This is a genomic window from Atribacter laminatus, assembly GCF_015775515.1.
GTDB classification, from domain to species: Bacteria; Atribacterota; Atribacteria; order Atribacterales; family Atribacteraceae; genus Atribacter; species Atribacter laminatus.
Genome location: NZ_CP065383.1, coordinates 1,417,399 through 1,444,357 on the forward strand (window position 1 = coordinate 1,417,399; position 26,959 = coordinate 1,444,357).

Below are 26,959 nucleotides of genomic sequence, written 5' to 3' on the forward strand. Positions count from 1 at the left end.
TTATAAAAAGACTGTTCTCTACCGTGATTAGGAGAGGGATTTTTCACGAGCTATGTAAGCAGCTCCGAGAGCAGCAGTAATAAGTGGATTGGGAGGAACAAGCGGGGCGAAAGAAAGTTCTCTTTTTAAAATTGTTATGATTCCCCGATTTTTGGCTACACCTCCAGTGAAGACCAGGGGGCGAGTGATGCTGATTTTCCCGGCAAGAGTTAAAACTCTTTTGACCACCGAATGGCAGACTGCACGAGCAAGGTCTTCTTTCTTTTTCCCCTGGGCAATTAAGCTCACTAACTCTGATTCTGCAAAAATTGCACAGGTGTTGGACAATTCAATCAGTTCCCTTGATTGGGTAACTAAGGGTCCGTAATCTTCAAGTTGGATGCTTAAAACTTGAGTCATTAATTCTAAAAAACGACCAGTCCCTGCTGCACACTTGTCGTTCATCATAAAATCGATCACTCGGCCGTTTTTACCGAGAAGGATTATTTTAATATCCTGTCCACCAATATCAAGAACCATCCTCGCTTCAGGAATGAGTTCTTGAACCCCCCGAGCTTGGCACGTAATCTCGCTAACCTGTTCATCGGCTTCTGCCTGATAACGGCCATAACCGGTAGCTATTAAAAATTGGACATCTGATCGAGATAGATTGGCTTTTTCCAAAACCAGATGAAGGGTTTCTTCTCCAATTTGCTTCGGGTTTACACCGCTTGGCATAAGAGCGTGAGCAACAATTTCCTTGTCATTAATAATGATTGCACAGGTGGATTGAGAACCGATATCTAGCCCAGCAAATACCATAATAATTATCCCTCCAGCATTTCATGAAATGCTTCTATCCGTGTACGAAGTTGCTCTTCTGAATAGAATTTCTTATCAATATGATCTCCATCCAATAATAACACGGGATAGCCTTTTTGCTGAAGGGTATTTTTGAGTAGAAAATTCATTCCTTGGCTTTGACGACACCCCCATTGATTAAATTGGATAACCCCATCAGCTTGAAATTGATCACACCAATGAAGGACTCTATCTATTCTTTTTTCTGGAACAGTTAAATTTTGGCTGGAGATGATTTTATTAGTTAGAGATTCAAAGGGTTTCTCCGGTTCCAATGGTTTCCAAAATACCGAAGCAAACTCGTCATATACTACATCAAAATGGTACTCATTGAGGAGAGCGGTTAATTGATTGGGATAAAAGGGTTTGAGATGTAGCCATACCAACCGATGAAATTTGGTGGGTGATTTTTCTAACTTTTGGAGGTGGAACAAAAACTTTTCAAAAAATAATTTTGACACTGGTGATCCGAGAAATTGAAAGTAATAGGGGAGATAGTCTAAATTTTTAGTTGGCGGTTGAATAGCAAAATTTTTTTGTTTTCTTAATGCTTCGATTTGTTGAATGGTTTTAACGGTTGAATTTGATAATGAAAATGCGTCTTCCCAACGAAATTGGCAATTGAGTTGGGAAGAAATGTGTGAAGTAATTGAGGAGAGCTGGTTTTTGACATAATTATTTGCTTCTGGGGTCGTTTGATAGGGAACATCAATTAGAAAGCAAGGTATTTTCCAAATGTCGGCTAATGACCGGAAAAACCCAGCGGTACCTCGACAAATACTGGTTGTTGCCACTAAGCAATCGGGACGAGGAAAGAGTTTCAAAAGGCTCATCCCCACTCCTGCTCGATGATAACTACAGAGGTCCTGAGAATACCAATTTTTTTCGGCGGATTCTAATGGAATATTCGAGAAACCAAGAGCGGCAACTAATCCAATGGTTATTTCGGGGTAAAAAGGAATGGCACCAATAGCATGGATAAATTCACAGGGGAAAAAAAGGCTGGACCAAATCACAGGTCGAGAATGACTATAAAGTTCACGAACAGTTTTAATGGTTAATTGGTAGGATGTTTGAGGTAAGGTTGGTTCTGAAAATTTTCTCTTTAACCACCATTCATAAAATTTTAGTAAATGGAAAAGACTTTTCCTATTTGCGAAAAACCGGGCCAGTGAAAGAGCTGTTGAGGTTTTTAGGTTCATTGGTTTGATAATATTTCCCGAAAAGCATCGATGCGAGTTTCCCACTGTCCTAAAGAGGAATAGGATATATCGTGCTCAAGGGGAAGTATAGGTATTTTTATATGCTTTTTTAAAAATGATAGATCGTAAAGCGATTGATCACAAAATTTTGGATAAAAATAGACAATGCCTCGCAAACCGATTCGATTGATAAATATTTGTAATATTTCCAAGCGTTTCTGTGGATTATAACCGGGACAAGGGACTTTGTTTACCAAATACCATTGAGCTAAGGTATCTAAGGCATGATGTTCAGGAGTGTATTCGATATCGGGGAAAATACAACGTCTCATCCCCATGGCCGATCCATCATAGACTTGAAATTCCTTTTCTTCCAATAGTTGAATGATGTCTTGAACAAAAAGATGGGAAGCAAGCAGAAGAATTGAAGCTTTTTGAGGGTTCTCAATAGGTAAGTTGTTATGAAGGCATTTTTTCCCCTGTAACAAAGAGTCACCAGAAAGTTTTCCAGCCAAGAATGCTTCAGTTTGGGTTTCTTTTACTGTGTAAGATTTATTAAGGGCTATTGCAAGGTTTTCGTTAAATTTATGTTGCGATATTCCTTGGAAGGAAAGGAGTTCGTTTACTAAAACATAGAGAGAGTGATGATAAAATTTTAAAGATGCTTCATTATTGATCAAAGGAATATGAAAGTAATGACAGGGAATTTTTGGTTGAAGCGAAATAAAAATATCATAAAGTTTTTTCCCTGCATCACAACCTCCCCCAAAGATTAAAAAATCAAGGTCCTGGCTTTTCTCAGCAAGGAGAGTATTGAGAAGAATTTTGGCAAATGAACAAAAGGGAGTAGGAAGATAAGGTGTAGCTTGAGTTATAGTAAGTGAATCGGGCGTTAAAAACACCGGTACTGCACTACAGGCTTGGATTGCTTCTTCAGGTATATAGGTACAAAAATATCCTACATTCATTGCTTCTCCACCTAAAATGAAATAAATAAGGCTTGGTCGTCTAACCAAGCCTTATGGACAGTTCTAGAAAATCAATCGAAGGACCCAAACCACAACCCCAATTAGAAGTAATAAGATAAGTATGGGTGCAGCAATAATAGCAACACCGGTTAAAAGGAGAATCAATAGTATAGCACCAATTACCACCAAAACACCCGCAGTAATAATCGGTAAAAAGCGAAAAGCTAAAATAACGAGAAAAATTACTCCAAGAATAGATAAAATCGTTCTCATTGCTTTACCCTCCTTTAATAACCATTATTCAGTCGAATTTTTTCTAATTAAATCTTTTATCATTTGTATTAGGCGCAAAGATGTAGGGTTTGATGAAATCTTTGACATAAGAATTTCTTCTGGATCGACTCTTTCTTTATAGAGTTGTCGATTTGCTTGACTATTTTGCTTGATTTGTGCCCCTTGGACCGATAGACCGATATATAAACCTCGAGATTGTGAATAGGAATAGATTGAAGAATCTAAGTTCAAATCGACTTCGGCAGAGAAACTTCTTCCAATTGGCCCCGCAGCAATACTTGCGTTTCCTCCCAAAGTTAAGCCATCATTATAAAAAATTTCCATCCCTTCCTGGTTCATAATTAAAAGAATTAGGCTGGTAGATTGAATTCCGGCTTGAGGTCCAAAGCTTACACCATATATTTTATAAAAAGCTGGACCATACCAATCATTTTTATTAAATTCTTTTCGATATACTAAACCATCACCATATTGAGCACCTAATCCGAGTCCTAATCGGACTACCTTGGGAAAAATAGCAATTGCTTCGGCGTTTTCCAAAAGGTAGAAGAATACATCTCGCTCAGGTATTTTCGAAAGGTCGTAAAGAGCTTCGATGGATTGATCGATTATTTCATCGTTTGCATCGGCGATAGGATTTAATGAGAACAAAACGGTTAGAATTAAACTTAGCAAGAGAAACCTTTTGGTTTTATTCATTGCCTTACCACCTTTTTCCATCTTAACGGAAATTTATAACACTATTATATTCTAATTTATTTAACTATAGATTTTTATTCACGAAACGATGAGGGAAAATCTTTTACAAATTCAGGAATCAACTCCCTTCCCTAAGAGGGAGGTGAAAAACCAGGATTAAGTCTAAGAGGTTGCCACGTCACTGAATTCATCACAGTGATGTTTTATTTTAAATCCCTTCTCTCGTTAAAGAGAAGGGAAGGATAAAAGCGAAATTTTAATCGTTCACTTCAATTTCATTACCAGAAGAGGAAATCATAAATTTCATAACTTTACCGGTAACGGTTTGAGGAAGCTCGGCAACGATTTCCACGATACGAGGAACCTTGTGAGATGCTAATTCTTTTCGGCAAAACCTTACTATTTCGGTTGGATCAAGAGTTGTGTTTTCATTGGGCACGACATAGGCTTTAATCATTTCACCACGAGATGCTCTTTGAACTCCTACTACTGCAGTGCGGGCGACTCCTGGGAATGACATGATTATTTCTTCAATTTCTTGAGGAAAAACGTTAAAACCAGAAACGATAATCAATTCTTTTTTTCTGCCTTCGATATAAAGAAGACCGTTTTCATCTATTTTTCCCAAATCTCCAGTGTAAAACCACTGATTACGGAATGAGATTTGGTTTTCTTCAGGGTTATTATAATAACCAGGTGAAATGGGATCTCCAGAAAGAATTATTTCTCCAATTTCACCAGTTGGCAGTTCATTGCCATTGTCATCAACAATTCGAAGATTGATGGCTTCAATTACCGGACCTGCTGATCCTGGTACTCGGGTAAGAGGAGAGGGATTGATGGAAACCACCGGGGATGCTTCAGTTATCCCGTATCCTTCCATGATGTTTAATCCGAAACCTTTTTCGAAAGCTTCTCGAACTCTTTGAGGAAGAGCATCTCCACCACAAATAGGGAGACGGAGAGGACTTAAGTCAAAGGGGACTTTAGCACGGGCACCAGCTAATATTGAAAAGACAGCTGGAACACCCAAAAAAACTGTAGATTGATATTTTTTGAGTGATTCAATCAGGTTGTTTGCAGGATAAAGTGAAGGGACAATAGTTAGGGTCATCCCTTTGGCTAAAGGAAGCATGTAGGCAATTGAAAAACCAAAAACATGGAACATGGGAAGCACACCTAACATGCGATCTTCAGGATAGATATCGACTAAATCGAAACAACTATCGATGTCCGAAAGGATGTTTTTATGAGTAAGCATAACCAATTTGGGAATTCCAGTTGTTCCTGAAGTTGAAAAGAAAGCGGCAATAGGTGAGTCAAAAGAGGGCAAATCGTTAACCGCTGCATCTATTTTATCAGGGAATCCGATTTCTCCATTTTCTCCAATAGCAGCGAAAGGGAGTCGGTCGGCAAGCTCTTGATGTGATGATTGGGCAACCAACAAGCTGGCTTTGGCGTTTTGGAAAATCTTTTCAACTGATTTTGGAGGGTATTTCGGCGATAAGAGCAGAGGAATTGCTCCAATTTGAAAACAACCGAGGATAAGTCGTAAAGTATGCCAATGATTGGGAAGTACAATGACAACCCGCATTCTTTCTTTTACGCCAGCCTTTTTCAATTTTAAAGCTTCTTTATCAATCTCAGTAACCAGTTCATTATAGTTTATAAACCAGTCTCCCATTGAAACGGCAATTTTTTTCCCATATTCCTGACTCATTTCTCGAATTCTTTCGGTTATAGTTGTTATCATACTTTCCTCCTCAAAGCTTATATAGGTCAACCTTTTAATGTGTAAATACCGTATAAAACAATTTTCTTTATGTATTTTATTCTATATTTCTTATTTCTGCCACCATCTGGCTATTCTTTGTTGGTTAAATAAGAAAAAACAGTCAGAAAAAAAATAGAAAACCTTAAGGATTAGTAATAAACCTTTGATGAGTAGATAAAAATGATCAAGATGGACACCCATGCCACTTTGTGGTACCAGATAAGAATGAAAATCCCTATCTAAATCAGTCATTGCGAGGAGGTCAACCGTTTTTTGGTTGAACGACGTGGCAATCTCATTTAGTATTTTTTTTAAAATAATTAAAAGATGAGATCCTCACGCGGGAAAGCACCGCTCAGGATGACACCCGTAGCGTCAGATGAGATCCTCACGCCCGCAAAGAAGCGCAGGCTCAGGAAAATAACCCTCCTCAATGGGGGAATTCATTTGATGATATTTTCGGATAAAATAATAGAATAACATATCACAACCAACCAGAAATTTGAGTTCAAATCGCAGGTTAAGATAATTCATGTAAATATTTCTTCCGATGTAATAAACAGAACCGAGGAAAGTCTGATCAATTGCTATTCAAATAAAAAAAAATAAAGGAAGAGTATGAAATTTTCAAAAAATATTAAGTCCTTTATCATTTCTAAAATGAAGCTATGAAGGACGAAAGGTTTTGGGGTACAATATCATTATAAGAGCCAAAAATCCAAATCCATATAAAAAAGCAATTAATTGAATTTAAAACCAATGAAGGGAGGCTGAGGTAATGAAGTTTTTCATTGATACAGCCAGCGTGAAGGAAATCAAAGATGCCTTGCAATTAGGAGTTTTAGATGGTGTTACCACCAATCCGACTTTGGTAGCAAAAACCGGGAGAGGGTTTAAAGAAGTCATCATGGAAATATGTAATATTGTGAATGGCCCAGTTTCTGCTGAGGTGGTGAGTCTCGAAGCTGAAGGTATGATTCGTGAAGGACGCTTACTTGCCGGATGGGCTCCAAACATCGTGGTAAAAATACCCATCCTTCCTGAAGGATTGAAAGCTATCAAAACCTTGTCTCAAGATAATATTAAAATCAACACCACCCTTATTTTTAATCCATTGCAGGCTCTTATGGCGGCAAAAGCTGGAGCTACTTATGTAAGCCCATTTTTGGGTCGCTTAGACGATGTTTCCTCGGATGGGATGAATTTGGTTCGAGATATCAAAATCATACTTGATAATTATGGGTTTAATACCCAAATTATTGCTTCATCGATTCGTCATCCGATGCATGTTGTTGAAGCGGCGAAAATAGGAGCCCATGTTGCTACGATACCTTATTCGGTCATCAAGAGCTTAGTCAAACATCCTCTTACCGATATTGGTATAAAGAATTTTCTTACCGATTGGGAAAAGGTTCCAGAAAAACCTTTTTAAATAGATTTAGATGAACTCCATACACCCCTCACAAAGCGAGGGATGAGGATCGCCGATGAAAGGCACACCCTCCTAACCCCCCCCTCAGCGGAGGAATTTTAGTGATACTGACTTATGATGACAGAATTTTTTAAAATCTTTTTTAGGGATTTGGATTATCCTGTCCGTAGATTTAAAAGAGAATAAATAATAAAGATTAACCTCAAGAGATTGCCACGACCTCAAAAAACCAGGTCTCGCAATGACGACTAAAAGTTCCTTCTCCCTTGATGGGAGAAGGTGAGGATGAGGGTGAAACGTAGGATTTTGATTCAAAGTGAGGTATTTTATAATAGAACTTATGGAAGGCATTTCGATACTGTCTTTATAATAGGAGGCTATGATGGTAAATATTGCTGAAGATGTCGCCAGATTACCTCGCTCAGGAATTCGAGAGCTCATGGGATTGGCTCTGACTATTCCTGATGCGATACACTTGGAGATAGGAGAACCTCATTTTCCCACCCCAAGTTTTATTTTAGATGGTTTAAAAGAGTTTTATTCCAAAGGAGATATTAAATATACACCCACTGTTGGTATTCATTCCCTAAGGGATAAGATAGCTAAAAAGTTGTTAAAAGATAAAAATTGGAGAGTTGAAGCTGATGATGTAGTTATTCTCCCTGGTTCACTTTTTGGAACCGTGGTTGCTTTTAGAACCATTTTAGACCCAGGAGATGAAGCTTTGATTCCTGATCCGGGTTTTACCAATCATTTCTCACAGGTCGAACTAAGCGGAGGACGGATAAAAAGATATTTTCTTTTACCAGAGAATAATTACTTACCTGATTTTGAATCGATTCGTAAGTCTATAACATCCAGAACGAAAATGATTTTAGTCAATACTCCTTCTAATCCATTAGGTGTAGTCTTTCCTGAAGAAGTTATGAAGTCGATTTCCGATTTGGCCGAAGAATACAATCTGGTAGTTGTATCCGACGAAGCTTATGAAAAATATATCTATCAAGGTGAGCATTTTGGGATGTACCGTTATGTTCGACCGGAAAGATTAATCAGTATTTTTTCCTTTTCTAAAACCTACGCCTTAACTGGCTGGCGAGTGGGATATATGGTGGTCCCAAAGGATCTCCTGATTCATTTAATGAAGGTTTCCGAATATCTCATTGCCTGTACTTCCCACCTATCGCAAAAGGCTGCTGAAATTGCTTTGGACATGCCTGAAGAAGAGATTCAAAGGATGGTTGATTCTTATCGGCAAAACTGTGAATTGTGCTGTTCAGGTTTGGAAGATGCTGGTTTTAAAGTGTATCGTCCCGGCGGTGGATACTATGTTTGGGTGGATATCAGAGAATTTGGTATGAAATCACTTGAATTTTGTAAAAAATTACTTCAAAAAAGCCATGTCGCTGTTGCACCAGGTGACACTTTTGGGCAAAGTTCGGATGGATTTATCCGTATCTCAATCTGCAGGAAAAAAGGAGAAATCGAGGAGGGCATAAAAAGAATCATTGCTGCTCGGAGTGAGCTATGAATCCAAGATTGCCAATTATTGCTATTACCCTGGGGGATCCCAGTGGTATTGGACCAGAAATTATTATACAAACTTTACAAAAATGGAGTTTCCCTGCTATCCCTCTGGTTATTGGTAATCGAAAGGTATTAAACCAGGCCGAGGAGGTCACTAAAACTTCAATCAGTTGGCAAAAATTTTCAGAATCGATTTCAAATCCAGGACCTTACCTTCTTGATTGCAGCAATGTTGATTTATCTTCCTTTCGATGGGGAGAGGTTTCTTCTCGGTCGGGGCAAAGTAGCTTTGATTATATTCAGACCGCTATCCAGTTAGCTTTAAAAGGAAAAGTCGATGCAGTGGTGACTGCACCCATCAGCAAAGAAGCACTGCATCTTGCTGCTGTTCCGTTTATCGGACATACTGAGATTTTTAAAGAATTAACTAAAAGTTCCGTTGCATTGACCATGTTTCAACTTGATCAACTCCGAGTTTTTTTTCTTACTCGTCACCTCTCGCTTTTAGAAGCGGTCAAGGAAGTAAAAAAAGAGAAGATATATAAGTTTTTACTCGAAATGGATCAATATTTAAATTCAATGGGGCTATTTTCAGCAAGAATTGCTGTTGCGGCTCTTAATCCTCACGGAGGAGAAAATGGTTTGTTGGGTCAAGAAGAAATCAAAGAAATAAACCCGGCTATTGAAGAATCACGAAAATTGGGAATTGATGTAAAGGGTATCTATCCTGCTGATTCGGTTTTTTGGTTTGCCCGACAGGGAAGATTTGATGCGGTGCTTTCTCTTTATCATGACCAGGGACACATTGCTACTAAATGTATGGATTTTTATGGAACGGTAAGCGTTACTCTGGGTCTTCCTTTTATTCGAACTTCACCTGACCATGGCACCGCTTTTGATATTGCTGGACAGGGCAAAGCCAATCATCGTAGCATGGTTGAATCCTGTCGCTGGGCGGTTGAATATGCTTTTGCCTATCGAGATTTTATCAAAAGAACTTCGGGAAAAAAGGAAAGTAATTCAGACTAGGAACTCATGGGATCAATCTATCATGATTCTATGCTTTGCCTGATAAGGACTGATCCCTAGGCATCTTTTGTTGCTCAAAGAAAGCAAAAAATACCTTTCTAAAACCGTCGCTGCGAGGAGCGCAGCGACGTGGCAATCTCACCCGCCCACTCCGTCATTGCGAGGAGCGCAGCGACGTGGCAATCTCATTTAAAAAAATGTTTTTTATGAGAAAACAAAAAGGCGAGAAATCCACGCCATTGAAAAACAATGGTTCTGATGATGTCATTTTTCAATTTATTCCTATTTTTAGGAAATCGGTTTTAAAACCACACAACCTAGTGGGGGGAGATTTAAATCCACCGAATAAGGTTTTCCATGGCTGGGAATATTCTGAGCATAAACCTGCCCAAGGTTTCCAATATTACTTCCCCCATAATTTTCAGAATCACTGTTCAATACCTCGTGGTAAATACCTTTTTTAGGAACACCAAGTCGATATCCCAAGCGTGGGACGGGAGTAAAGTTACAGGCAAAAATTAAAAATTCATCAGAGTTTCTGCTTTTTCGAACAAAGGAAAGAGTTGAGTTTTCTGAATCATCACAATCGATCCATTCAAAACCATTCCAAGAATTGTCAATTTCCCAGAGTGATTTTTCTTGCTTATATAAATAATTGAGATCCCTTACAAATAATTGAAGCTTTCGATGGGTATCATAATCGAGTAGATTCCAATTCAAACCAGCATCATGATCCCATTCGCTCCATTGGCCAATTTCGTTTCCCATAAAGAGAAGTTTTTTTCCCGGAAATCCAAACATGGTTGCATAGCTTAGGCGAAGATTGGCAAATTTTTGCCACCAATCACCAGGCATTTTATTAATCATGCTGCGTTTTTCATGGACAACCTCGTCATGTGACAAGGGCAAAATGAAATTTTCTGAAAATGCATACATAAGAGGAAAAGTGAGATTTTGGTGGTGGTATTTACGATAAATTGGATCTTTACTCATGTAGGCGAGAAAATCATTCATCCACCCCATATTCCATTTGAACAAGAACCCCAAGCCTCCAGTATATGGAGGAAGGGTGACTCCTGGCCAAGCTGTGGACTCTTCAGCTATAGTCATAATTCCAGGGAATCGATGATAGATGCTTTCATTGAAGTAGCGAATAAGATCAATGGCTTCAATGTTTTCCTTCCCACCGTATTGGTTAGGAAGCCACTCACCTTGATTTCGGCCATAATCAAGATAAAGCATAGAAGCTACAGCATCAACCCGCAGGCCATCAATGTGGTATTCTTTCAACCAATACATAGCGTTGGAGACTAAGAAGCAGCGCACCTCTTTTCGACCATAATTAAAAATATAACTTCCCCAATGGGGATGTTCTCCCCTTCGGGGATCAACGTGTTCATAGAGAGCGGTACCATCAAAGCGTCCCAGTCCATGACCATCTTTGGGAAAATGAGCAATAACCCAATCTAGAATCACGCCAATTCCATTTTGATGGCAATAGTCGACAAAATACATAAAATCCTTTGGTTCTCCAAAACGGCTGGTGGGAGCGAAATAACCAGTGGTCTGGTATCCCCATGATCCATTGAAGGGGTGTTCGCAAATCGGAAGAAGTTCAATATGGGTGAAACCCATTTCCCGAACGTAATCGACCAGTTGATGTGCTAAATCACGATAACTGAGAAATGAAGAATTTTCTCCTTTTTTCCATGATCCAAGATGGACTTCGTAAATGCTCATTGGGGTGGTGAGAAGGCTTAATGATTTCCGTTTTTCGATCCAATCTTGATCCTGCCAACTATAACCGCTTAGGTCGTAAGTGAGTGAAGCAGTGAGTGGAGTCTTTTCGGCATAAAAAGCTATAGGATCAGATTTCAAAAGGAGATTCCCTTCTCGGGTTTTAATTTCAAACTTATATCGTGTTTCTGCCCATACATTTGGGATAAACATTTCCCATATTCCAGATGTCCCTATCATTCTCATTTGGTGGATTCGACCATCCCATCTATTGAAATCTCCCACAACGCTCACCCGTTGAGCGTTGGGAGCCCAAACACAAAAAAGCATTCCTGGTGCGTCGTCTATTGTTTTAGAGTGTGCCCCTAGGAATTCATAAATAGCTAAATGAGTTCCCTCGTTGAAAAGATAAATATCAAGGTCGGATAGAAGAGGAAGAAAGGAATAAGGGTCTCGGGTTAAAATAATTTCACCATTTTTTTTGGTCAATTTCAGAAGATACCGAAAAAAACTCCGATTGGGTATGAATACTTCATAAAATCCCTCCGAATGAATACGATCCATTGTCCATGGTTTACCGGGTTTTTCCGGATCAACAACCTCAGCAGAGAGAAGATCAGGGTAAAATAATCGAACAAAAACCCCTTGACCACTGTCCGGAGAATGCATTCCTAAGATTTGAAATGGATCACTTCTATCGGCGTTAAGAATGGATTGTATCTCCTCTTGGGATAAGGATTCTACCAAATTAAGCCCTCCCTTTCTTTAAAAAATCGCAATTTTTCATAGCGAATTTCTTTGATTACCTCCGGGTAAATCCGGGAAGAGATTTGAATTTTTTTTCGAGGTTCCTCAAGAACCAGATAGGGGAAAGAGAGCCCGCTCACTCTATAGTTATAATAATACACCATGAGTTTTTCAAGATTGACAGTATCTTCGACGTTATAAGCAATCAAAGTTTCTAAAGCTTCAGTACAACCTTCTAAATATTTCTGCCAGAGAAGAACTGCCATATACCCGTCGATACCTTTCAACTTGCCCCGATCTATTCCCAAAGATTTCTCACATACTTTTAATCCACCGGAAAGGCCCATGCTTTTCAACATGAATCTTAAATCGAAATGAATATGTGGGAGTTTAATATCAAAATACCTTTCAATAAAAGGGAGATCGAAGCATTTTCCATTAAAAGTAATGATGATTTGATAGTGGAAAATATCATCAATGAAATCTTTCATGTTGATACCATGTATATAGGTTTTAATTTTCTTTCCGTCGAAAAGAGTGATAACGGTAATATAATCATTAGGTGGATTCAATCCGCTGGTTTCAATATCCAGGAATACTGCTTCAGAACGAAAATGAGAAAAAATTCTCCAACGGTTAAAACTGTGAAGTTTTTCGTTAAAAAAACGGATATCTTTGTTTTCGATCTTTTCATAGGAACGAGCCACCATCGAATATGCCCGATCTGAGATATTCCCAGGAAGAATTTTTCGAAATAATGGATCAGTGAGAGCATCGTCCCAATTGAAAATTCCTTCCTGCCAAATTTTTCTTTCCGTCTTCTCGCCTATTGAGGGGACATGACAAAATGTATGGAATAACATAGAATATCCTTCTTTCTGGGGCATGGTGGTTTCATATTTCTTTTTATATTGTAAAATATTCAGGATAGAATTCCAATGCCAGGAGGATTGATATGATAAACTTATTTGCTAGCAAAGATCTTAAGCTGGTTGATCTTTCCCAGAAAATAGTTCCTCCAGGGACACCTACTCGTCCTTTTCGGGTCGAACGAAGTTATTTGCACGATCAAACTTGGAAGCACGAAATTTTTACTCATTCTCATGTTGGAACCCACATTGAAAGCCCGGCTCATTTTTTTGAGAACGGGAAAGATTTGGAGCAGTTTTCACTCGAAGCCTTTTGTGGTCGAGCTTGGTTCTGTGATTTTTTTGATGTCAGTGAAGCTCATAATGAAGTGACTGCTGATTACCTTGAGGCCCAATTGGGCGAAAAAATTGAGAAGGGCGATATTGTTCTTGGGCGAAATTGTGATCAAGAGAATCTCCAAAAGGTCAAACAAACTGGTAAAAGAGAATTGCTCCCTTCTTTTTCTCCGGAAGCAGGAATTTGGCTTCGCGACCATGGAGTAAAAATGGTGGGAATTGACGCTCATTTTCATCTGGGAAAGAACGTTGAAAAAACCCGTGAGTTTCATCAAATCCTCATGGCTCAAGATATTTTGCTAATCGAAGGCTTGGATAACTTAGACCAAATTACCATTGCCCCTTTCGTGTTTTTAGCTTTTCCTTATCGAGTAGAAGGGATTGACAGTAGTTTTGCACGAGCGGTTGCAATTTTAGAGAGGTGAAATATATGCCTATTCATCGAGTTGGAGTACTCAGCGCCGGTGGCGATTGTCCAGGGATTAATGCTGTGATTCATGCTGTAGTAAAAAAAGCTATATTAGATTACCAGATGGAAGTTTATGGGATATTTGATGGTTTTGCCGGATTAGTAGAGGGGAGATGGAGAACTCTTCAATATAATGATGTATCAGGAATTATGCCCTTGGGAGGAACGATTTTGGGAACCTCTAACAAAGCCAATCCTTTCAAATACCCTTGCACTGAATATGGAAAACTTTGCTTTAAGGACCTTTCTCAAGAAGTAATAGATAATTATCACTCTATGGGATTACAAGCACTAATTGCAATTGGTGGAGATGGGACTTTTCATATTTCTAATTGTTTTATTAAAAAAGGATTAAGCATAGTGGGTGTACCAAAAACCATTGATAATGATTTGTCAGAAACCGATTTTACTTTTGGTTTTGATTCTGCGGTATGGGTTGCTACCGATGCAATTGACCGACTTCATACCACCGCTCAAGCCCATCATCGGGTTATGGTCGTTGAGGTGATGGGCCGTTATGCCGGTTGGATTGCTCTTCATTCGGGAATAGCCGGTGGTGGTGATGTGATTCTCATCCCAGAAATTCATTACAATATCGACAATGTGTGTACTTTTATTCGTAAACGAATTGCCGCCGGAAAAAAGTTTAGCATAGTGGTTGTTGCCGAGGGATCGAAACCCCAAGGCGGAGATTATACCATTTTACGAAAAATTGAAGAGAGTCATGACCAAATTCGTTTAGGTGGTATTGGTCACGTTATTGGTGAGCAGATTGAAGAAAAGACCGGTATTGAAACGCGAGTAGTAATTCTTGGCCATTTATTAAGAGGTGGTTCTCCTACTCCCTACGATCGCGTGCTCGCCAGCCGTTTTGGAGCGGCGGCAGTGGATTTGGTTGCCCAAGAACAATTTGGGTTGTTTCCGGCTTTGAGAGGGAATGAAATAATGCCGACTCCCATTAAAAAAGCCATTGAAAAGCTTAAAATTATACCTTTGAACCATTCTTTGCTGCAGGTTGCTCGATCTACCGGAACCTGTTTAGGGGAGTAGGAATGCAATTTTATTTAGAAAGATAAACAAGGACGAGAACTAGGAATGAAATCTTCACGGCTTCAGAATAAATAGCCTTAAAATGACGAATGAAAAGCACCCTCCCCGCCGTAAATGGCACCCCTCCAAGGAGAGGAATTGTTGAATATATTCCCCCATTGAGGGGGGATTTAAGGGGGGTGTGCCTTTTTCTTTTTTTGTTTATTCTTTTTTCACCAATATTGGTATTTTCAGTATAGAAACGGAGAAATAAATATGTTTAAGGATCGCCTTAGTAAAGCATTAGAAATCGTCAAAGTTGCTGGGAAAATTGCCCAAGAACGACAGCAGTCCATAGGCCTTATTGAGGACAAAACCGGTCCCATGGATGTTGTTACCGATATCGACCGCGGAACTCAAGATTTGATATTAAAAACCCTTGAGAAAGATTTTCCAGAAGATATCACCTGGGGTGAGGAAAGTGGTTATCCTTTAAGTGACTTTTCCTCGACCTGGGTCCTTGATCCCATAGATGGAACAACCAACTATATTCATGGCTTACCACTCTATAGTATTTCACTAGCATACTATTACCAAGGAGTTCCAGTTATCGGTGTCATCGATTCACCTTCTTTTGGAGAAACCTTTTATTCGGAGCGGGGAAGCGGAGCCTATCTGAACGAAAATCCCATTCACTTATCGGAAGTTAAAGATTTACGCCGAAGTCTTCTCTCGACCGGTTTTCCTCATGAACAAAACCGTTGTGATATTATTATTCCTGTATACCACCATTTGTTATGCCGTTCTCAAGCTTTGCGCGCCATTGGTTCGGCTGCCCTAGGAATAGCCTATGTCGCTTGTGGACGATTCGAAGCCTACTTTCAATTGGGGGTTTCTTTTTATGATGTAGCGGCAGGTGTCTGCATGTTGGAGGAGGTCGGTGGCAAGGTGCAACAAATCAATGAGAAGCCCTGGGGAACATCGAGTCGGTCAATTGTTGCCCTTAACCCTCTTATAGGGCAGCAACTCTTTGATGAGCTAAACCGATTCCAGATCCCTGAACCGGTCTATAGCTAAGGAAAAGAATTTTCAGCAGTGAATGATGAACAACGAATCGAGATGAGATTAAACTTTGTCGTTCTTAAGAGCCAACCTCGTTGGCGAGAGAAATCATCACGAAATAGAGTGAATAAAGAAAGCATTAAATTAAAGGATATCAAACAATTAATAATTTTTAGGAGGTATTAAAATGGAATTTCAGTATGGCTTGTCTGATTTTATTCCTTTTAAAGATGCTAAAGAATGTGAACGGGTTAGGAAAATTAAAAAGGAAGATATTGTCAAGCATCACAACCCAGATTTTAAAATTAAAGTTATTGAGGATCCCAACCAATTTTATATTGAATTTGCATTGGATTTAGTAAGCCGAATCAAGAAATCAGCCGAAAGTAATGAAAAGTTAGTTTTAATTCTTCCGGTCGGTCCTGTTCCCCAGTTCGAAATTGCCGCTCGTTTAATCAATGAGCTCAACCTTTCGATGAAAAATGTTCATACTTTTAATATGGACGAATATGCCGATGAAAACGGCAATACTGCCCCAATTGATTGGCCAGGTTCTTTTCAAAAAGCCATGTGGGAAAATTTTTTTAACAAGATCAAACCGGAATTACGACCAGATAATAAAAATATCCATTTTCCCACCAAAGATGCCCTTCCTAATTATGGAAAAATGATTGAAGACCTAGGTAGCGCCGATTGCTGTTATGGTGGCGTAGGTTGGTGTGGTCATATCGCTTTTTGGGAAGCACACTTAGGATTTGAATTTGGAAATGACTTAGAAGCTTATAAAAAACAGGGACCTCGTTGTGTTGAACTCCATCCCATGACGATTATGCAGAATGCCCTTCATTCTTTTAGCGGAGACTGGTCTTGGGTTCCTCCCAAAGCTAACACAATTGGTCCTGCCCAAATTGTTGGTGCAAAAGATCGGAGTTTCTGGTTAGATGGATATATTGGAGGGGGGGTCAGCTGGCAGCGATTCATTGCCCGTTTAGCAGCTCATGGTCCGGTTAATACTTTAGTCCCAGCCTCTCTTTTGCAAACCGTTCCAGGGACTTATACTATACTGGGTGGTGTCGCTGATAATGTTGAAATCCATATGGCTTGAAAAATAAGTTGCCAGATTGTAGTTAAAAAAGGAGTGTAATTTTATTATGCTCCTTTTTTAATATCTTTTAGTATTTGCATTATTTAACCAAATGAGAGGTCAAAAAAACTCATTTCCTTTAAATAGCTGGTTAAGAACCAATGATGCCGCCCCACGGGCTGCTGGCCGATCTTTAATTTCAGCAACTTTAAAGGCAAGATTACGGGTGGTTAATTCTAAGGATTGACGGCGTACTGTTCCCTTTACTGGGTTAAGAATCAGGTCGCCGAGATCGGCAAGTTCTCCACCGATGAGTATAGCTTCGGGATTGAGAAAATTCACTACGTTCGCAATTACTTCTCCTAACGTTCGGCCCATTTCTTCAACCAAACTGATACAGAATTTATCATTTTTATTAGCTGCCTGAATGAAGGATTGAATTGATAAAAATTTAGAATTTTCACGGATTTGGTCCAAGAAGGGAGAAATGACACCGTGTTGAACAGCATTTTTAATTGATCGCATTACTGCCGAAGAAGAAACATACGTTTCCAAACAGCCGTAGCTCCCACAACTGCAGATCGGGCCACTTTTATCATACTGAACATGCCCTAATTCCCCTGCTAACCCCTGAGCACCATAGTAAAAGGAACCATGAGTCATTAAACTGGCACCAATCCCATAGGAAAGGTCAATATAAATCTGATTTTGAAAGTTCCTGCCAGCGCCAAAAAGGCTTTCGGATAATAGCTTACAATTGGTGTTGCCCTCAACATAGATTGGGAGTTGAAATTCCTTTTCCATAATCTGACGCAGAGGAACATTCCTCCAATCGGCAATTTGTGAACAGAACAATGAAACACCTCGTTCTCGATCAACTAAACCGGGGTCGGCAATGCCGATTCCCAATAATGGTGGTAAATGAGTTGAACCGGTATGATTGAGTTGGTGTATAGTTTTTTTTAATAACGCAACGATTTGGTTGCCTGCAGTTCCTTCTGGGAGAGTATAATTCTTCTGGCCGATAATTTTATTTTCAAAGTCTATTAGTAAACCATGAATAAATTGGGGATCAAACTCAATCCCGATAACTTTTCCTCCATTGGGATTTAAAGTTAAAAGGCGCTGTTTTTTCCCTTTTTCATTCTTTCCTAATCCTTTTTCAATTAAAATATTTTCTTCCATTAATTCTCTGGTGAGCTGAGTTATCGATGCCGGCCGAATACACATCTTTTTTTGAATCTCAGTACGGGATAGGGAGCCGTTTTCGTAAATTAACCTTTTAATTGCCGCTTTATGGTGGCTTTTGGCAAAGGATTTACGTCTTTTCATTTTTTTTGTCCCTAATTTTTATTTTATTTACTTATAAGAAATAAATAAATGAGAAACGAACGATTTAGCGTTTCCATTTTATCAAAATAAAAATTAAATAAATAGCTATGATGAATAGGTATATATATTATTTAAATATTGTTCATTTCTAATGGAAATATGAAATTTTACTGAAATATAAAAATTCGGTTTGTAGTAAAAATATAAGAAAAGACCAGAAAAACGATAATTGACGAAGACAAATAAAAAAGGATATACTTACTTATAAGAAAAAAACAATTCCTTTCTGAAGGAGGAGATTTTATGTCTGAGCGATTGGCAAAGTTGGGAGGAGAACCAATTTTTAAAGAAAAATTTCCCATGTGGCCTAACTTCTCAGAAAAAACCAAACGAGAAGCCTTGGTTCCTCTTGAAACTGGATTGGTGAATTATTGGACGGGAAGCAAAGGAGTTGAGTTCGAAGAAAAATGGGCTCAATATTGTAACTGTAAATATGGAATATCGACCTCAAACGGCACTTCGGCTCTTCATACCGCTTTAGCTGCCTGCGGGATTGGACCGGGGGACGAAGTTATTGTTACTTCATATTCATTTATTGCATCATCCTTTTGTGTTGTTCAAGCCGGAGCTATACCAGTATTTGCTGATGTTCGAAAAGAGACCCATACCATCGATCCGGCATCAATTGAGAAAAATATTACCACAAGAACCAAAGCTATCATTCCTGTTCATCTTTACGGAATTCCCTGTGATATGGACGAAATCATGGCCATTGCTCAGAAACATAATCTTTTCGTCATAGAAGATTGTGCCCAAGCTCATGGAAGTGAATACCGAGGAAAAAAAGTGGGGAGCATTGGTCATGCTGGTTGTTTCAGCTTTTGCCAGTCTAAACATTTCACTACTGGAGGCGAGGGAGGAGCGATAGTAACCAACGATGAGAACCTTGCCTGGGCAGCTCGTTCTTTCCGAGACCATGGTTATGATGTTCGAGAAAGGCTGCGGTTATTGGAATTAGAAAAGAAATTATTCTATATTCATCAACGAGTTGGTTTTAACTACCGGCTAACAGAAATCCAATCGATAATAGGTCTCTGTGAGTTAGAGCGTTTTGACGAGTGGAATAAAAAACGCCGGATTCAAATTGGTGATAAATTATTGAAGGCTTTACAGGGCCATGAAGCGGTTCAATACCTTCCTCCTCATGGGAAAGAGAAGAAATTAATTTCTTATTGGCTTTTTCCAATAGTAATTAATTTAGATCGCATAACCTGTACGATTAAAGAATTTTGGGAAGCCATAGAAGCCGAAGGAATTCCGGTGGCTCCAGTGCTCTGGCCTCAAATGTACAGAGAAAAAGCTTTTATTGAACACAATGGATTTGGCACGGTGAAGTTCCCCTTTGATTCCAAAGAATATACCGAAGTCCGGTCGGTTGATTATCGAAGTGTTACTTGTGAAAATGCCGCCTGGATTGAAGAAAGAACCTTTTGCTTTCCAACTCATCCGGTTTATGAAGATCGACACGTTGATGCCATGGTAGCTGCTTTTGAGAAAGTTTATAAACATTATAAAAAATAGGCGTTGTATACCCGATAGTATCAGATAAAAATTATTGATGTGGGCGCAATTTATTGCGCCCACATCAATTTTTAAATTTATTCAGGGGTTTGATTTATCCCTTCCCATTTTAAAACCGTGTTGGTTGCTATCCTTCCAGCGACCTCTTTTAAAGAGCAACTGTATAAAACATCCAAATACCCTCAAACTTATAACATTTCCAACTAAAAAATTAAAAATGGTTAAAAAATACTTAATAATTTTTATAAAAGAACAAAAATGAAAATAATTAGCCAAAATATTACCAAAAATATCTGTAAATATGTCGTAATTGAATTATAAACTCATTAAATCGATGAAAAATTTAGTTTGACAAATAAAATTTATAAAAGATAGTATAATAAAATCAATATTAATCCATAAAAAAGAACTAAGGGGGAGTGAATAAAAACCGAGCTTTCCCCAAAAGTTGAGAAGGAGGAAACGAATGCCTAAAAAACCTTCAGATTTTCGCTACAATACTGGGCCATCTCAAGTGCCCTGGGCAGCAGTTGGAGAAAATTATAATGCATCTGATATTATGGCTTTGATTAAATTTTTGATCATGAAAAATGACGATGAATATGATAATGCCTTGAAAGAAGTGGAAACAGCAATTCAGAAATTGTCCAAACATGGAAAAGCGCCGGGTAAACTGTCCTTAGGTGATAATGTTTCACTTTTAGAAGAAAAAATCAATCATTATTTAGGAACCAATAATGCCACCTTTATAACCAATGCGACAGCGGGATTTGAAATCGCTTACAAATATGCCAACTTGGGTCCTGGAGACGAAGTGATAGCTCCAGCTATTACTTTTATGGCGACCATATCTTATCCCCTCTCGGTAGGAGCCAAAGTTGTCTTTGCTGATGTCGACCCTCGAACTATAAACATGGACCCAGCCGATGTGGCGAAAAAGATTACTAAAAAGACGAAGGTCATTGTCCCTGTTCATATCGGCGGTTGGCCAGCCAACATGGATCCGATTATGGAATTATCCAAAGAACACGATATTGTTGTTTTAGAGGATGCTGCACATGCTTTTGGGTCTATCTATAAAGGGAAGAAGGCTGGAACCATCGGGCATTTTGGAGCCTATAGTTTTCACGAAGTGAAGAATGTAACCTCTTTTGGTGAAGGTGGTGTTCTTGTTTCAACTCTTCCCTTCGGTGAAGACTTAAAGAAATGCCGCTTTTTGGGATTAGATCTCAGCAGAAAAATCAAAAATTGGTTGTATGATGTGGTTGCCGTTGAGGGCAAATATGGACCATTTGCTGCCGGCAACTGTTCATCAACCGAAGTCCAAGCGCTGGGTTTGATTCAACAAATGGGTCGAATTGATGATATTATCGCGGTGAGAAGAAGAAATGCCCAATATTTAACCAAACGATTTGAAGAAAATGAAGCTATTATACCTCAATTATTGGATACCGAAGAGATTCGATCAACTTATCACCTTTACCTTCTCCAAGTTGATCCGAAGAAGTTAAAAGGGGATATTCAAAATTTGAAACAAAAATTGGACGAACGAGGAATTACCAACATCCCTCACTTTGCACCTCTCTATAAGTTTAATGTTTTGAAGAGATTAGGGTATAATCAAGAAGAGTGGGAGAAAGCTTGTCCTAATGCCGAAAATGCGTTTAATCATTGCTTTACACATCTCCCCTTGTATGGTTTAACTCAAGAACAACTTGAATACATGGCCGAAAATGTCTTACAATCGGTAAAAGAGCTCCAGTAAATAAACCCTCCTGTTGATTTGCAGTACTAGGTAACAATGAAAAATTTATATGCTGATCAAATTCCCCCCTTTAGAAAAGGGGGTGAGGGGGATTTGAATTATTTCCTGTTCCGTCATTGCGAGGAGGTCAACCGATTTTTGGTTGAACGACGTGGCAATCTCTGCCATCTAATTTGCCATTCTGAGGAGTCTGGTGTTTTCTACCGGACGACGTGAGAATCTCATCTTTTTATTCTTTTTTCTAGGTGATTTTCTCAATATATCAAGGAAAATCCGAAAGGCACCCTCCCCGCCGTAAAACGGCACCCCTCCAAGGAGGGGAATTGTTGAATTCATTCCCCCATTGAGGGGGGGGGAATCCAGGGGGGTGTGCCTTGTCTTTTTTTGTTTATTCTTTTTTCATCAATATCGGCATTTTCAGGATAGGTTACAATAGTTTTTGAGAATGAGGAGGTGAAGATTCCAATTTTAAAAAATAAGCGTCACAATTGAATAAGATTTATATAACCATTGAGATTGTCCTTTTTATGCCTGAGAAGTTGTAGTGGGTTAAAGGAATATGGTAATAGGGAAAAAGATTTTAAAAAATGGAGGGAAAAAACCGTGAAAAAAGGTATATTTTTAGTAATGATGGTGATTTTTCTGCTTTCTATAACTATGATAGCCAACGCTCAAGAGCTTACTATTGCTGTTATCCCGTTATCTCTTGGTCACCCCTGGTGGGTACGTTGTGAAGAAGGTGCCAAGATGGCTGGAGAGGAACTCGGTATCAACATTATTTATACTGCACCGGAAAAAGAAGATGCCGCCAAACAACTGGATTATTTTAATGACCAAGTCAATAAGGGTGTTGATGCTATTATTTTGGCAGCAGTTGATGCCGAAACTATGAAAAAGCCGATTGCTGATGCAATAGCCAAGGGAATACCGGTATTTGGTTTTGATATTGGTGCACCAGGCACTGAAATTATCTGGACCGCTTCAGGATGGGAGCCAGCTCAAAGTGGTACAAACATTGGTGAGGGCTTAGCAAAAGAGATTGGTGGCAAAGGAAAAGTTGCTTTAATCACCGCTGGCCTTGGGCAACCCTATCTTGAAAAAAGACAAAAAGCTATTGAAGCGGTATTGGCTCAATATCCGGATATTTCAATTGTGGGCTTGTATGCCAACGATAATGACTATGAGAAAGCCTTAAGCCAGTGTGAATCAGTATTACTCGCTCATCCTGATTTAGCTGGTTTTGCCAGCACGACCACCACTGGAATCCCAGCAGCAGCTCAAGCAATTATTAATGCTGGTTTGGAAGGAAAAGTAGCGGTTTGGGGAGTTTCAATGCCGAAACAAAACGCTGATTATGTCAAGAATGGAATTGTAAAAGGCGGATTGGCATTGGATTCAGCTCAGATGACTTACTTAGGAGTACGAATTGCTTACGATTATCTCACCAAAGATAAAGTTCTTCCCGTTCCAGGGAACGAATATGGCTGGGCTGAAGTACCAGTCACCGATATTGAAGAAAAGTTTTCCTATGTTCCCGATACACTATTAACTCCAGAAAACGTTGATACCTTCGGATTCTAAAAGCAGTTGCTATATACTGGAAGGTTATAAAAAGTGTTTTTATGACCTTCCGTTTCTGTTTTTTTATGCTGCAATAAAGATAAATCCAATATGATATAGCAACAAGGAATGAAGGTGGAACCCGATGATTCGCATTGATCATGTTTCCAAATCATTTCCAGGAGTCGTCGCGCTCAATGATATATCTTTCCAGATTGATTCTGGCACAGTACATGGTTTAGTTGGAGAAAATGGTGCCGGGAAAAGTACCTTGATTAAAATAATTTCTGGAATTTACACCGATTATGAAGGAGATATATTTATTGATGATCAACAACTTCAGATAAACTCTGTTCATGAGTCACAAAAAAAGGGAATTGCTACTATTTTTCAAGAACTGACTGTTGTTCGGGAACTTACTGTAGCTGAGAATATTTTTTTAGGAAGAGAACCAGTTGGTTTTGCTGGGGCTTTAGATCGAGCGGAGATGGAAAGAAAGAGCCAGCAAGTTTTAAATGAATTGAATGTTTCTTTTTCTCCCCGCGATAAGGTTGGAGACCTCTCAGTTGCCAATCAACAGATTGTTGAAATTAGCAAAGCCTTGGTTTTGAACACCCAGATTTTAATTATGGATGAACCCACTTCATCTCTTACCGAAAAAGAAGTTCAAAATCTATTTTCGGTCATTCATACTCTGAAAAGCAAAGGAATCACCATTCTTTATGTTTCCCATAAATTAGAAGAAATCTTCGAAATATGCGACGCTATTACCGTTCTGCGAGATGGAAAACACATTCATACCAGTGCCAAATTTGAAACAAACCCTCCTGATGTTATTCGAATGATGGTTGGTCGGTCACTGAACATGTTGTTTCCACCCCGGACTACCAAAAAAGGTGATTTGCTCCTATCGGTAAAGGATCTAACCAGAGAAGGCGAATTTAAAGATATCAATTTTGAAGTTCATGCTGGAGAAATAGTTGGTTTTGCAGGTTTAATTGGTTCGGGAAGAACTGAGCTCGCCAAAGCATTATTTGGAGCAACTTGTCCTGACCAAGGGGAAATAAAAATTTGCAACCAGAAAATGAAGTTATTTTGTCATCCTCGCGAAGCGATTACTCAAGGTCTGGTTTATCTTTCCGAAGACCGAAAGCAAGAAGGCCTCATCCTCCTTTTATCAGTGAGAGAAAATATCTCCCTTCCAATAATAAAGAAAATATCTCAAAATCTTTTTGTCAAGAGGAAAGAAGAGCAAAATATTGTTGATTCATTGATCGAAAAACTAAAAATTAAAGTATTTAGCCGAGATCAGGTGGTTGAAACCCTATCGGGGGGAAATCAACAAAAAGTAGTTATTTCCAAATTGCTACTCACCAATGCCCAGGTATTCATCTTTGATGAGCCTACCCGTGGTATTGATGTTGGGGCTAAATACGAGATTTACAAAATTATGAACGACTTGACTGCTGATGGGAAGGGAATAGTATTTATTTCCTCAGAACTTCCAGAAATTATAGGCATTTCGGATCGAATTTATTGTATGCGGGAAGGGTCAATTGTCAAGGAATATACTCGGGAAAAAGCAAATCCTGAGAACGTGATGTCAGCTCTTACAGGGGGTTCATCGATATGAATATGCCATTGGAGCAGAAAATACAGGAAAAACGGAGTCCACTTCGTAATTTTCGTGAGCTACCCATTTTTCTTTATATAGTTGGTATGTTAGTTGTATTTTCTATTGTTATTCCAGGATTTTTCTCGGCACGGAATTTCGTCAATATTTCTCGTCAGATAGCGGTAGTAGGAATCTTATCCATGGGTATGACTTTAGCAATTTTAACCGCTGGCATTGATCTATCGGTTGGTTCAATTTTATCCTTTGCTATAAGCATTGGAGGAATGGGAATACCCGATGGGAGATCAATTTGGGTTGTCTATCCTCTGGTTCTTGGATTGGGATTGATTCTGGGGTTAGCGAATGGATTCTTGATCACTCGGGTTGCAGTACCGGCGATTATTATCACCTTGGGGACCATGAATATTTACCGTGGAATAACCATGATCGTTACTCAGGGGAGATATATTACTCCCATACCTTCCCAGTTTTTATATATTGGCCGAGGATTAACACCATTTTTGTTTTTGCTTGGAACGGTTATTCTTTTCATTTATATCACTCTTTTTACTCGTTTTGGACGAAATATTTATGCCATTGGCGGCAGCGAACAGTCGGCGGTCTATTCGGGGGTACCGGTGCAAAAATATAAGGTCGCTGTTTATGCAATTAGTGGTATTCTTTCAGCTTTTGCTGGTTTAATTTTTGTTGGGAGAAGCGGTTTCATCCAACCTCAAGCTGGCATTGGTTACGAGATGAATGCCATAGCCGCAGTTGTTATTGGTGGTACCAGTATTACCGGTGGGGTAGGGAGTATTTTAGGGTCTTTCCTTGGATCAGTTTTAATGGGTTTAATTTTAGCTGGTTTGACCATGCTTTCAGTTGATCCATATTGGCAGGGTTTAGTTACCGGAATACTCATTATCTTAGCCATTTCTATGGACTCTTTCCGGCAACTCCGTAACGATAGGAGGACCCCATGAAACCGGGAAGTGAACAATTTCGATCGATCCTCATTCTCATTCTAGTTAATGTTGGCATCATTGTTGTTCTTTCTTTGTTGTCACCAACATTTTTAACCTATGAAAATTTACTTTCGGTTCTCAAGCGTATGAGCGAGTTGGGCATGCTCGCTATTGCTGAAACTATTGTTTTTATTAGTGGTGGTTTTGATCTATCCATTGGGACAATAATGGCTATATCCGGTTTAATTGCTGGCCAAATGTACATACTCGGACTTCCGTTTTTCCTCTGTATTTTGCTTGCTTTATTAGGAGGGATGGCTGCCGGATTGATGAACGCACTTTTTATCGTTAAATTACGGTTACAACCCTTTATCGTGACTCTGGCGACCATGTCTATCCTTCGGAGTATTGTTTATGGTGTGCTTCGAGGGAAAACTCTCAGCCATTTCCCCGAATCCTATCTAGCTTATGGTGATATGACAATTTTGGGTTTCCCTTTCCTATTTATTGTTTTAGTTATTTTTGCGGTATTCGCTACACTTTTCCTGCAAAGAACCTATGTGGGGAGGCAAATCTATGCTGTAGGTGGAAATGAACGCTCAGCATATCTTTCTGGGATATCGGTCAATCGAATAAAATATACCGTTTATATTTTAAGTGGTTTTATTTGTGCATGTGCCGGTCTTCTCTTTTCGATTCGAATACGAGCAGTTATCCCCGATGCCGGATTAAACTCACCTCTCGAAGTGGTGACTGCGGTAGTCATCGGTGGAACAGCTATTACCGGCGGTAAGGGTACAATTGCCGGTTCTCTTTTAGGTGTCCTTGCACTTTTTCTTTTAACAAATGGATTTAGCTTATTAAATTTAAATCCTTTTTGGCAGTTAGTCGTTTTAGGTTTGCTGCTCATTTATGTTGTTGGCAGGGAGGGAATATCAAAGGCATTGATTGGAAAGAGATTAAAAAAGAAATCACATCAGTCTGTTGGTATTAAATAGACTCCCATGACACTTTCGCAGCGCCAGATGATGATGAAAATAGGT

22 protein-coding genes are annotated in these 26,959 nt (G+C 39.1%); 13 read left to right on the forward strand and 9 right to left on the reverse strand.

The genetic code is table 11. The features are described 5' to 3' along the window. Positions 1-27: 27 nt before the first annotated feature. The 6 genes from RT761_RS06510 to RT761_RS06535 all read right to left on the reverse strand — a co-directional run bounded on the left by RT761_RS06510 (position 28) and on the right by RT761_RS06535 (position 5,756). Positions 28-801 (reverse strand): acyl-CoA dehydratase activase, encoded by a 774-nt coding sequence (locus RT761_RS06510; RefSeq protein WP_218113263.1) that lies wholly within the window; start codon positions 799-801, stop codon positions 28-30. 5 nt (positions 802-806) lie between these two features. Next, on the reverse strand, positions 807-2,042 hold the full coding sequence (locus RT761_RS06515) for a 2-hydroxyacyl-CoA dehydratase subunit D (RefSeq protein ID WP_218113264.1): 1,236 nt from the start codon (positions 2,040-2,042) through the stop codon (positions 807-809). After that, complete coding sequence (locus RT761_RS06520) at positions 2,039-3,010, reverse strand: 2-hydroxyacyl-CoA dehydratase family protein (RefSeq protein WP_218113265.1); 972 nt, start codon at positions 3,008-3,010, stop codon at positions 2,039-2,041. The genes RT761_RS06515 and RT761_RS06520 overlap by 4 nt, the downstream gene beginning before the upstream one ends. A gap of 63 nt (positions 3,011-3,073) precedes the next feature. After that, the gene (locus RT761_RS06525) at positions 3,074-3,283 is read right to left on the reverse strand and encodes a hypothetical protein (protein ID WP_218113266.1); all 210 of its coding nucleotides are present in this window, start codon (positions 3,281-3,283) and stop codon (positions 3,074-3,076) included. Between the two features lie 24 nt (positions 3,284-3,307). Continuing rightward, the gene (locus RT761_RS06530) at positions 3,308-4,003 is read right to left on the reverse strand and encodes a lipid-binding SYLF domain-containing protein (RefSeq protein WP_218113267.1); all 696 of its coding nucleotides are present in this window, start codon (positions 4,001-4,003) and stop codon (positions 3,308-3,310) included. Positions 4,004-4,259: 256 nt separating this feature from the next. Beyond that, entirely contained in the window at positions 4,260-5,756 is a 1,497-nt protein-coding gene (locus RT761_RS06535; protein ID WP_218113268.1) for an AMP-binding protein, read from the reverse strand. Positions 5,757-6,555: 799 nt separating this feature from the next. Here RT761_RS06535 and fsa point away from each other — a divergent pair. The 3 genes from fsa to pdxA all read left to right on the forward strand — a co-directional run bounded on the left by fsa (position 6,556) and on the right by pdxA (position 9,765). Next, a complete protein-coding gene (gene fsa, locus RT761_RS06540) occupies positions 6,556-7,209 on the forward strand; it encodes a fructose-6-phosphate aldolase (protein ID WP_218113269.1) in 654 nt (217 codons plus the stop codon). Positions 7,210-7,588: 379 nt separating this feature from the next. Continuing rightward, a complete protein-coding gene (locus tag RT761_RS06545; protein ID WP_218113270.1) occupies positions 7,589-8,740 on the forward strand; it encodes a pyridoxal phosphate-dependent aminotransferase in 1,152 nt (383 codons plus the stop codon). Then, positions 8,737-9,765: a 4-hydroxythreonine-4-phosphate dehydrogenase PdxA gene (gene pdxA / locus RT761_RS06550; RefSeq protein WP_218113271.1), complete on the forward strand. Its 1,029-nt coding sequence runs from the start codon at positions 8,737-8,739 to the stop codon at positions 9,763-9,765. The genes RT761_RS06545 and pdxA overlap by 4 nt, the downstream gene beginning before the upstream one ends. Before the next feature lie 288 nt (positions 9,766-10,053). On the opposite strand, the gene glgB is transcribed toward pdxA, so the two are convergent. After that, positions 10,054-12,249 (reverse strand): 1,4-alpha-glucan branching protein GlgB, encoded by a 2,196-nt coding sequence (glgB, locus tag RT761_RS06555; RefSeq protein ID WP_218113272.1) that lies wholly within the window; start codon positions 12,247-12,249, stop codon positions 10,054-10,056. Next, positions 12,243-13,112, reverse strand: coding sequence for a ribonuclease H-like domain-containing protein (locus RT761_RS06560; protein WP_218113273.1), 870 nt, complete (start codon positions 13,110-13,112; stop codon positions 12,243-12,245). The genes glgB and RT761_RS06560 overlap by 7 nt, the downstream gene beginning before the upstream one ends. A gap of 92 nt (positions 13,113-13,204) precedes the next feature. Here RT761_RS06560 and RT761_RS06565 point away from each other — a divergent pair, with 92 nt between their 5' ends. The 4 genes from RT761_RS06565 to RT761_RS06580 all read left to right on the forward strand — a co-directional run bounded on the left by RT761_RS06565 (position 13,205) and on the right by RT761_RS06580 (position 17,119). Then, a complete protein-coding gene (locus tag RT761_RS06565; RefSeq protein ID WP_218113274.1) occupies positions 13,205-13,879 on the forward strand; it encodes a cyclase family protein in 675 nt (224 codons plus the stop codon). Positions 13,880-13,884: 5 nt separating this feature from the next. Next, the gene (locus RT761_RS06570) at positions 13,885-14,973 is read left to right on the forward strand and encodes a 6-phosphofructokinase (RefSeq protein WP_218113275.1); all 1,089 of its coding nucleotides are present in this window, start codon (positions 13,885-13,887) and stop codon (positions 14,971-14,973) included. A 255-nt stretch (positions 14,974-15,228) separates the two neighbouring features. Continuing rightward, entirely contained in the window at positions 15,229-16,029 is an 801-nt protein-coding gene (locus tag RT761_RS06575) for an inositol monophosphatase family protein (protein WP_218113276.1), read from the forward strand. 172 nt (positions 16,030-16,201) lie between these two features. Then, on the forward strand, positions 16,202-17,119 hold the full coding sequence (locus tag RT761_RS06580; RefSeq protein ID WP_218113277.1) for a sugar phosphate isomerase family: 918 nt from the start codon (positions 16,202-16,204) through the stop codon (positions 17,117-17,119). Positions 17,120-17,218: 99 nt separating this feature from the next. Here the strand turns inward: RT761_RS06580 and RT761_RS06585 are convergent, their stop codons facing one another. Then, positions 17,219-18,430 (reverse strand): ROK family transcriptional regulator, encoded by a 1,212-nt coding sequence (locus RT761_RS06585; protein WP_218113278.1) that lies wholly within the window; start codon positions 18,428-18,430, stop codon positions 17,219-17,221. Positions 18,431-18,733: 303 nt separating this feature from the next. On the opposite strand from RT761_RS06585, the gene RT761_RS06590 reads away from it, so the two are divergent. From RT761_RS06590 to RT761_RS06615, 6 genes are all read left to right on the forward strand, one after another. Then, positions 18,734-20,011 (forward strand): DegT/DnrJ/EryC1/StrS family aminotransferase, encoded by a 1,278-nt coding sequence (locus RT761_RS06590; RefSeq protein ID WP_218113279.1) that lies wholly within the window; start codon positions 18,734-18,736, stop codon positions 20,009-20,011. 466 nt (positions 20,012-20,477) lie between these two features. Beyond that, positions 20,478-21,776, forward strand: a complete 1,299-nt coding sequence (locus RT761_RS06595) for a DegT/DnrJ/EryC1/StrS family aminotransferase (protein WP_218113280.1) — start codon at positions 20,478-20,480, stop codon at positions 21,774-21,776. A gap of 603 nt (positions 21,777-22,379) precedes the next feature. Beyond that, a complete protein-coding gene (locus RT761_RS06600; RefSeq protein ID WP_218113281.1) occupies positions 22,380-23,357 on the forward strand; it encodes an autoinducer 2 ABC transporter substrate-binding protein in 978 nt (325 codons plus the stop codon). Between the two features lie 124 nt (positions 23,358-23,481). Further along, entirely contained in the window at positions 23,482-24,969 is a 1,488-nt protein-coding gene (locus RT761_RS06605) for a sugar ABC transporter ATP-binding protein (RefSeq protein ID WP_218113282.1), read from the forward strand. Continuing rightward, a complete protein-coding gene (locus tag RT761_RS06610) occupies positions 24,966-25,934 on the forward strand; it encodes an ABC transporter permease (protein ID WP_218113283.1) in 969 nt (322 codons plus the stop codon). The genes RT761_RS06605 and RT761_RS06610 overlap by 4 nt, the downstream gene beginning before the upstream one ends. Continuing rightward, positions 25,931-26,914 (forward strand): ABC transporter permease, encoded by a 984-nt coding sequence (locus RT761_RS06615; RefSeq protein WP_218113284.1) that lies wholly within the window; start codon positions 25,931-25,933, stop codon positions 26,912-26,914. The genes RT761_RS06610 and RT761_RS06615 overlap by 4 nt, the downstream gene beginning before the upstream one ends. Positions 26,915-26,959: the final 45 nt, after the last annotated feature.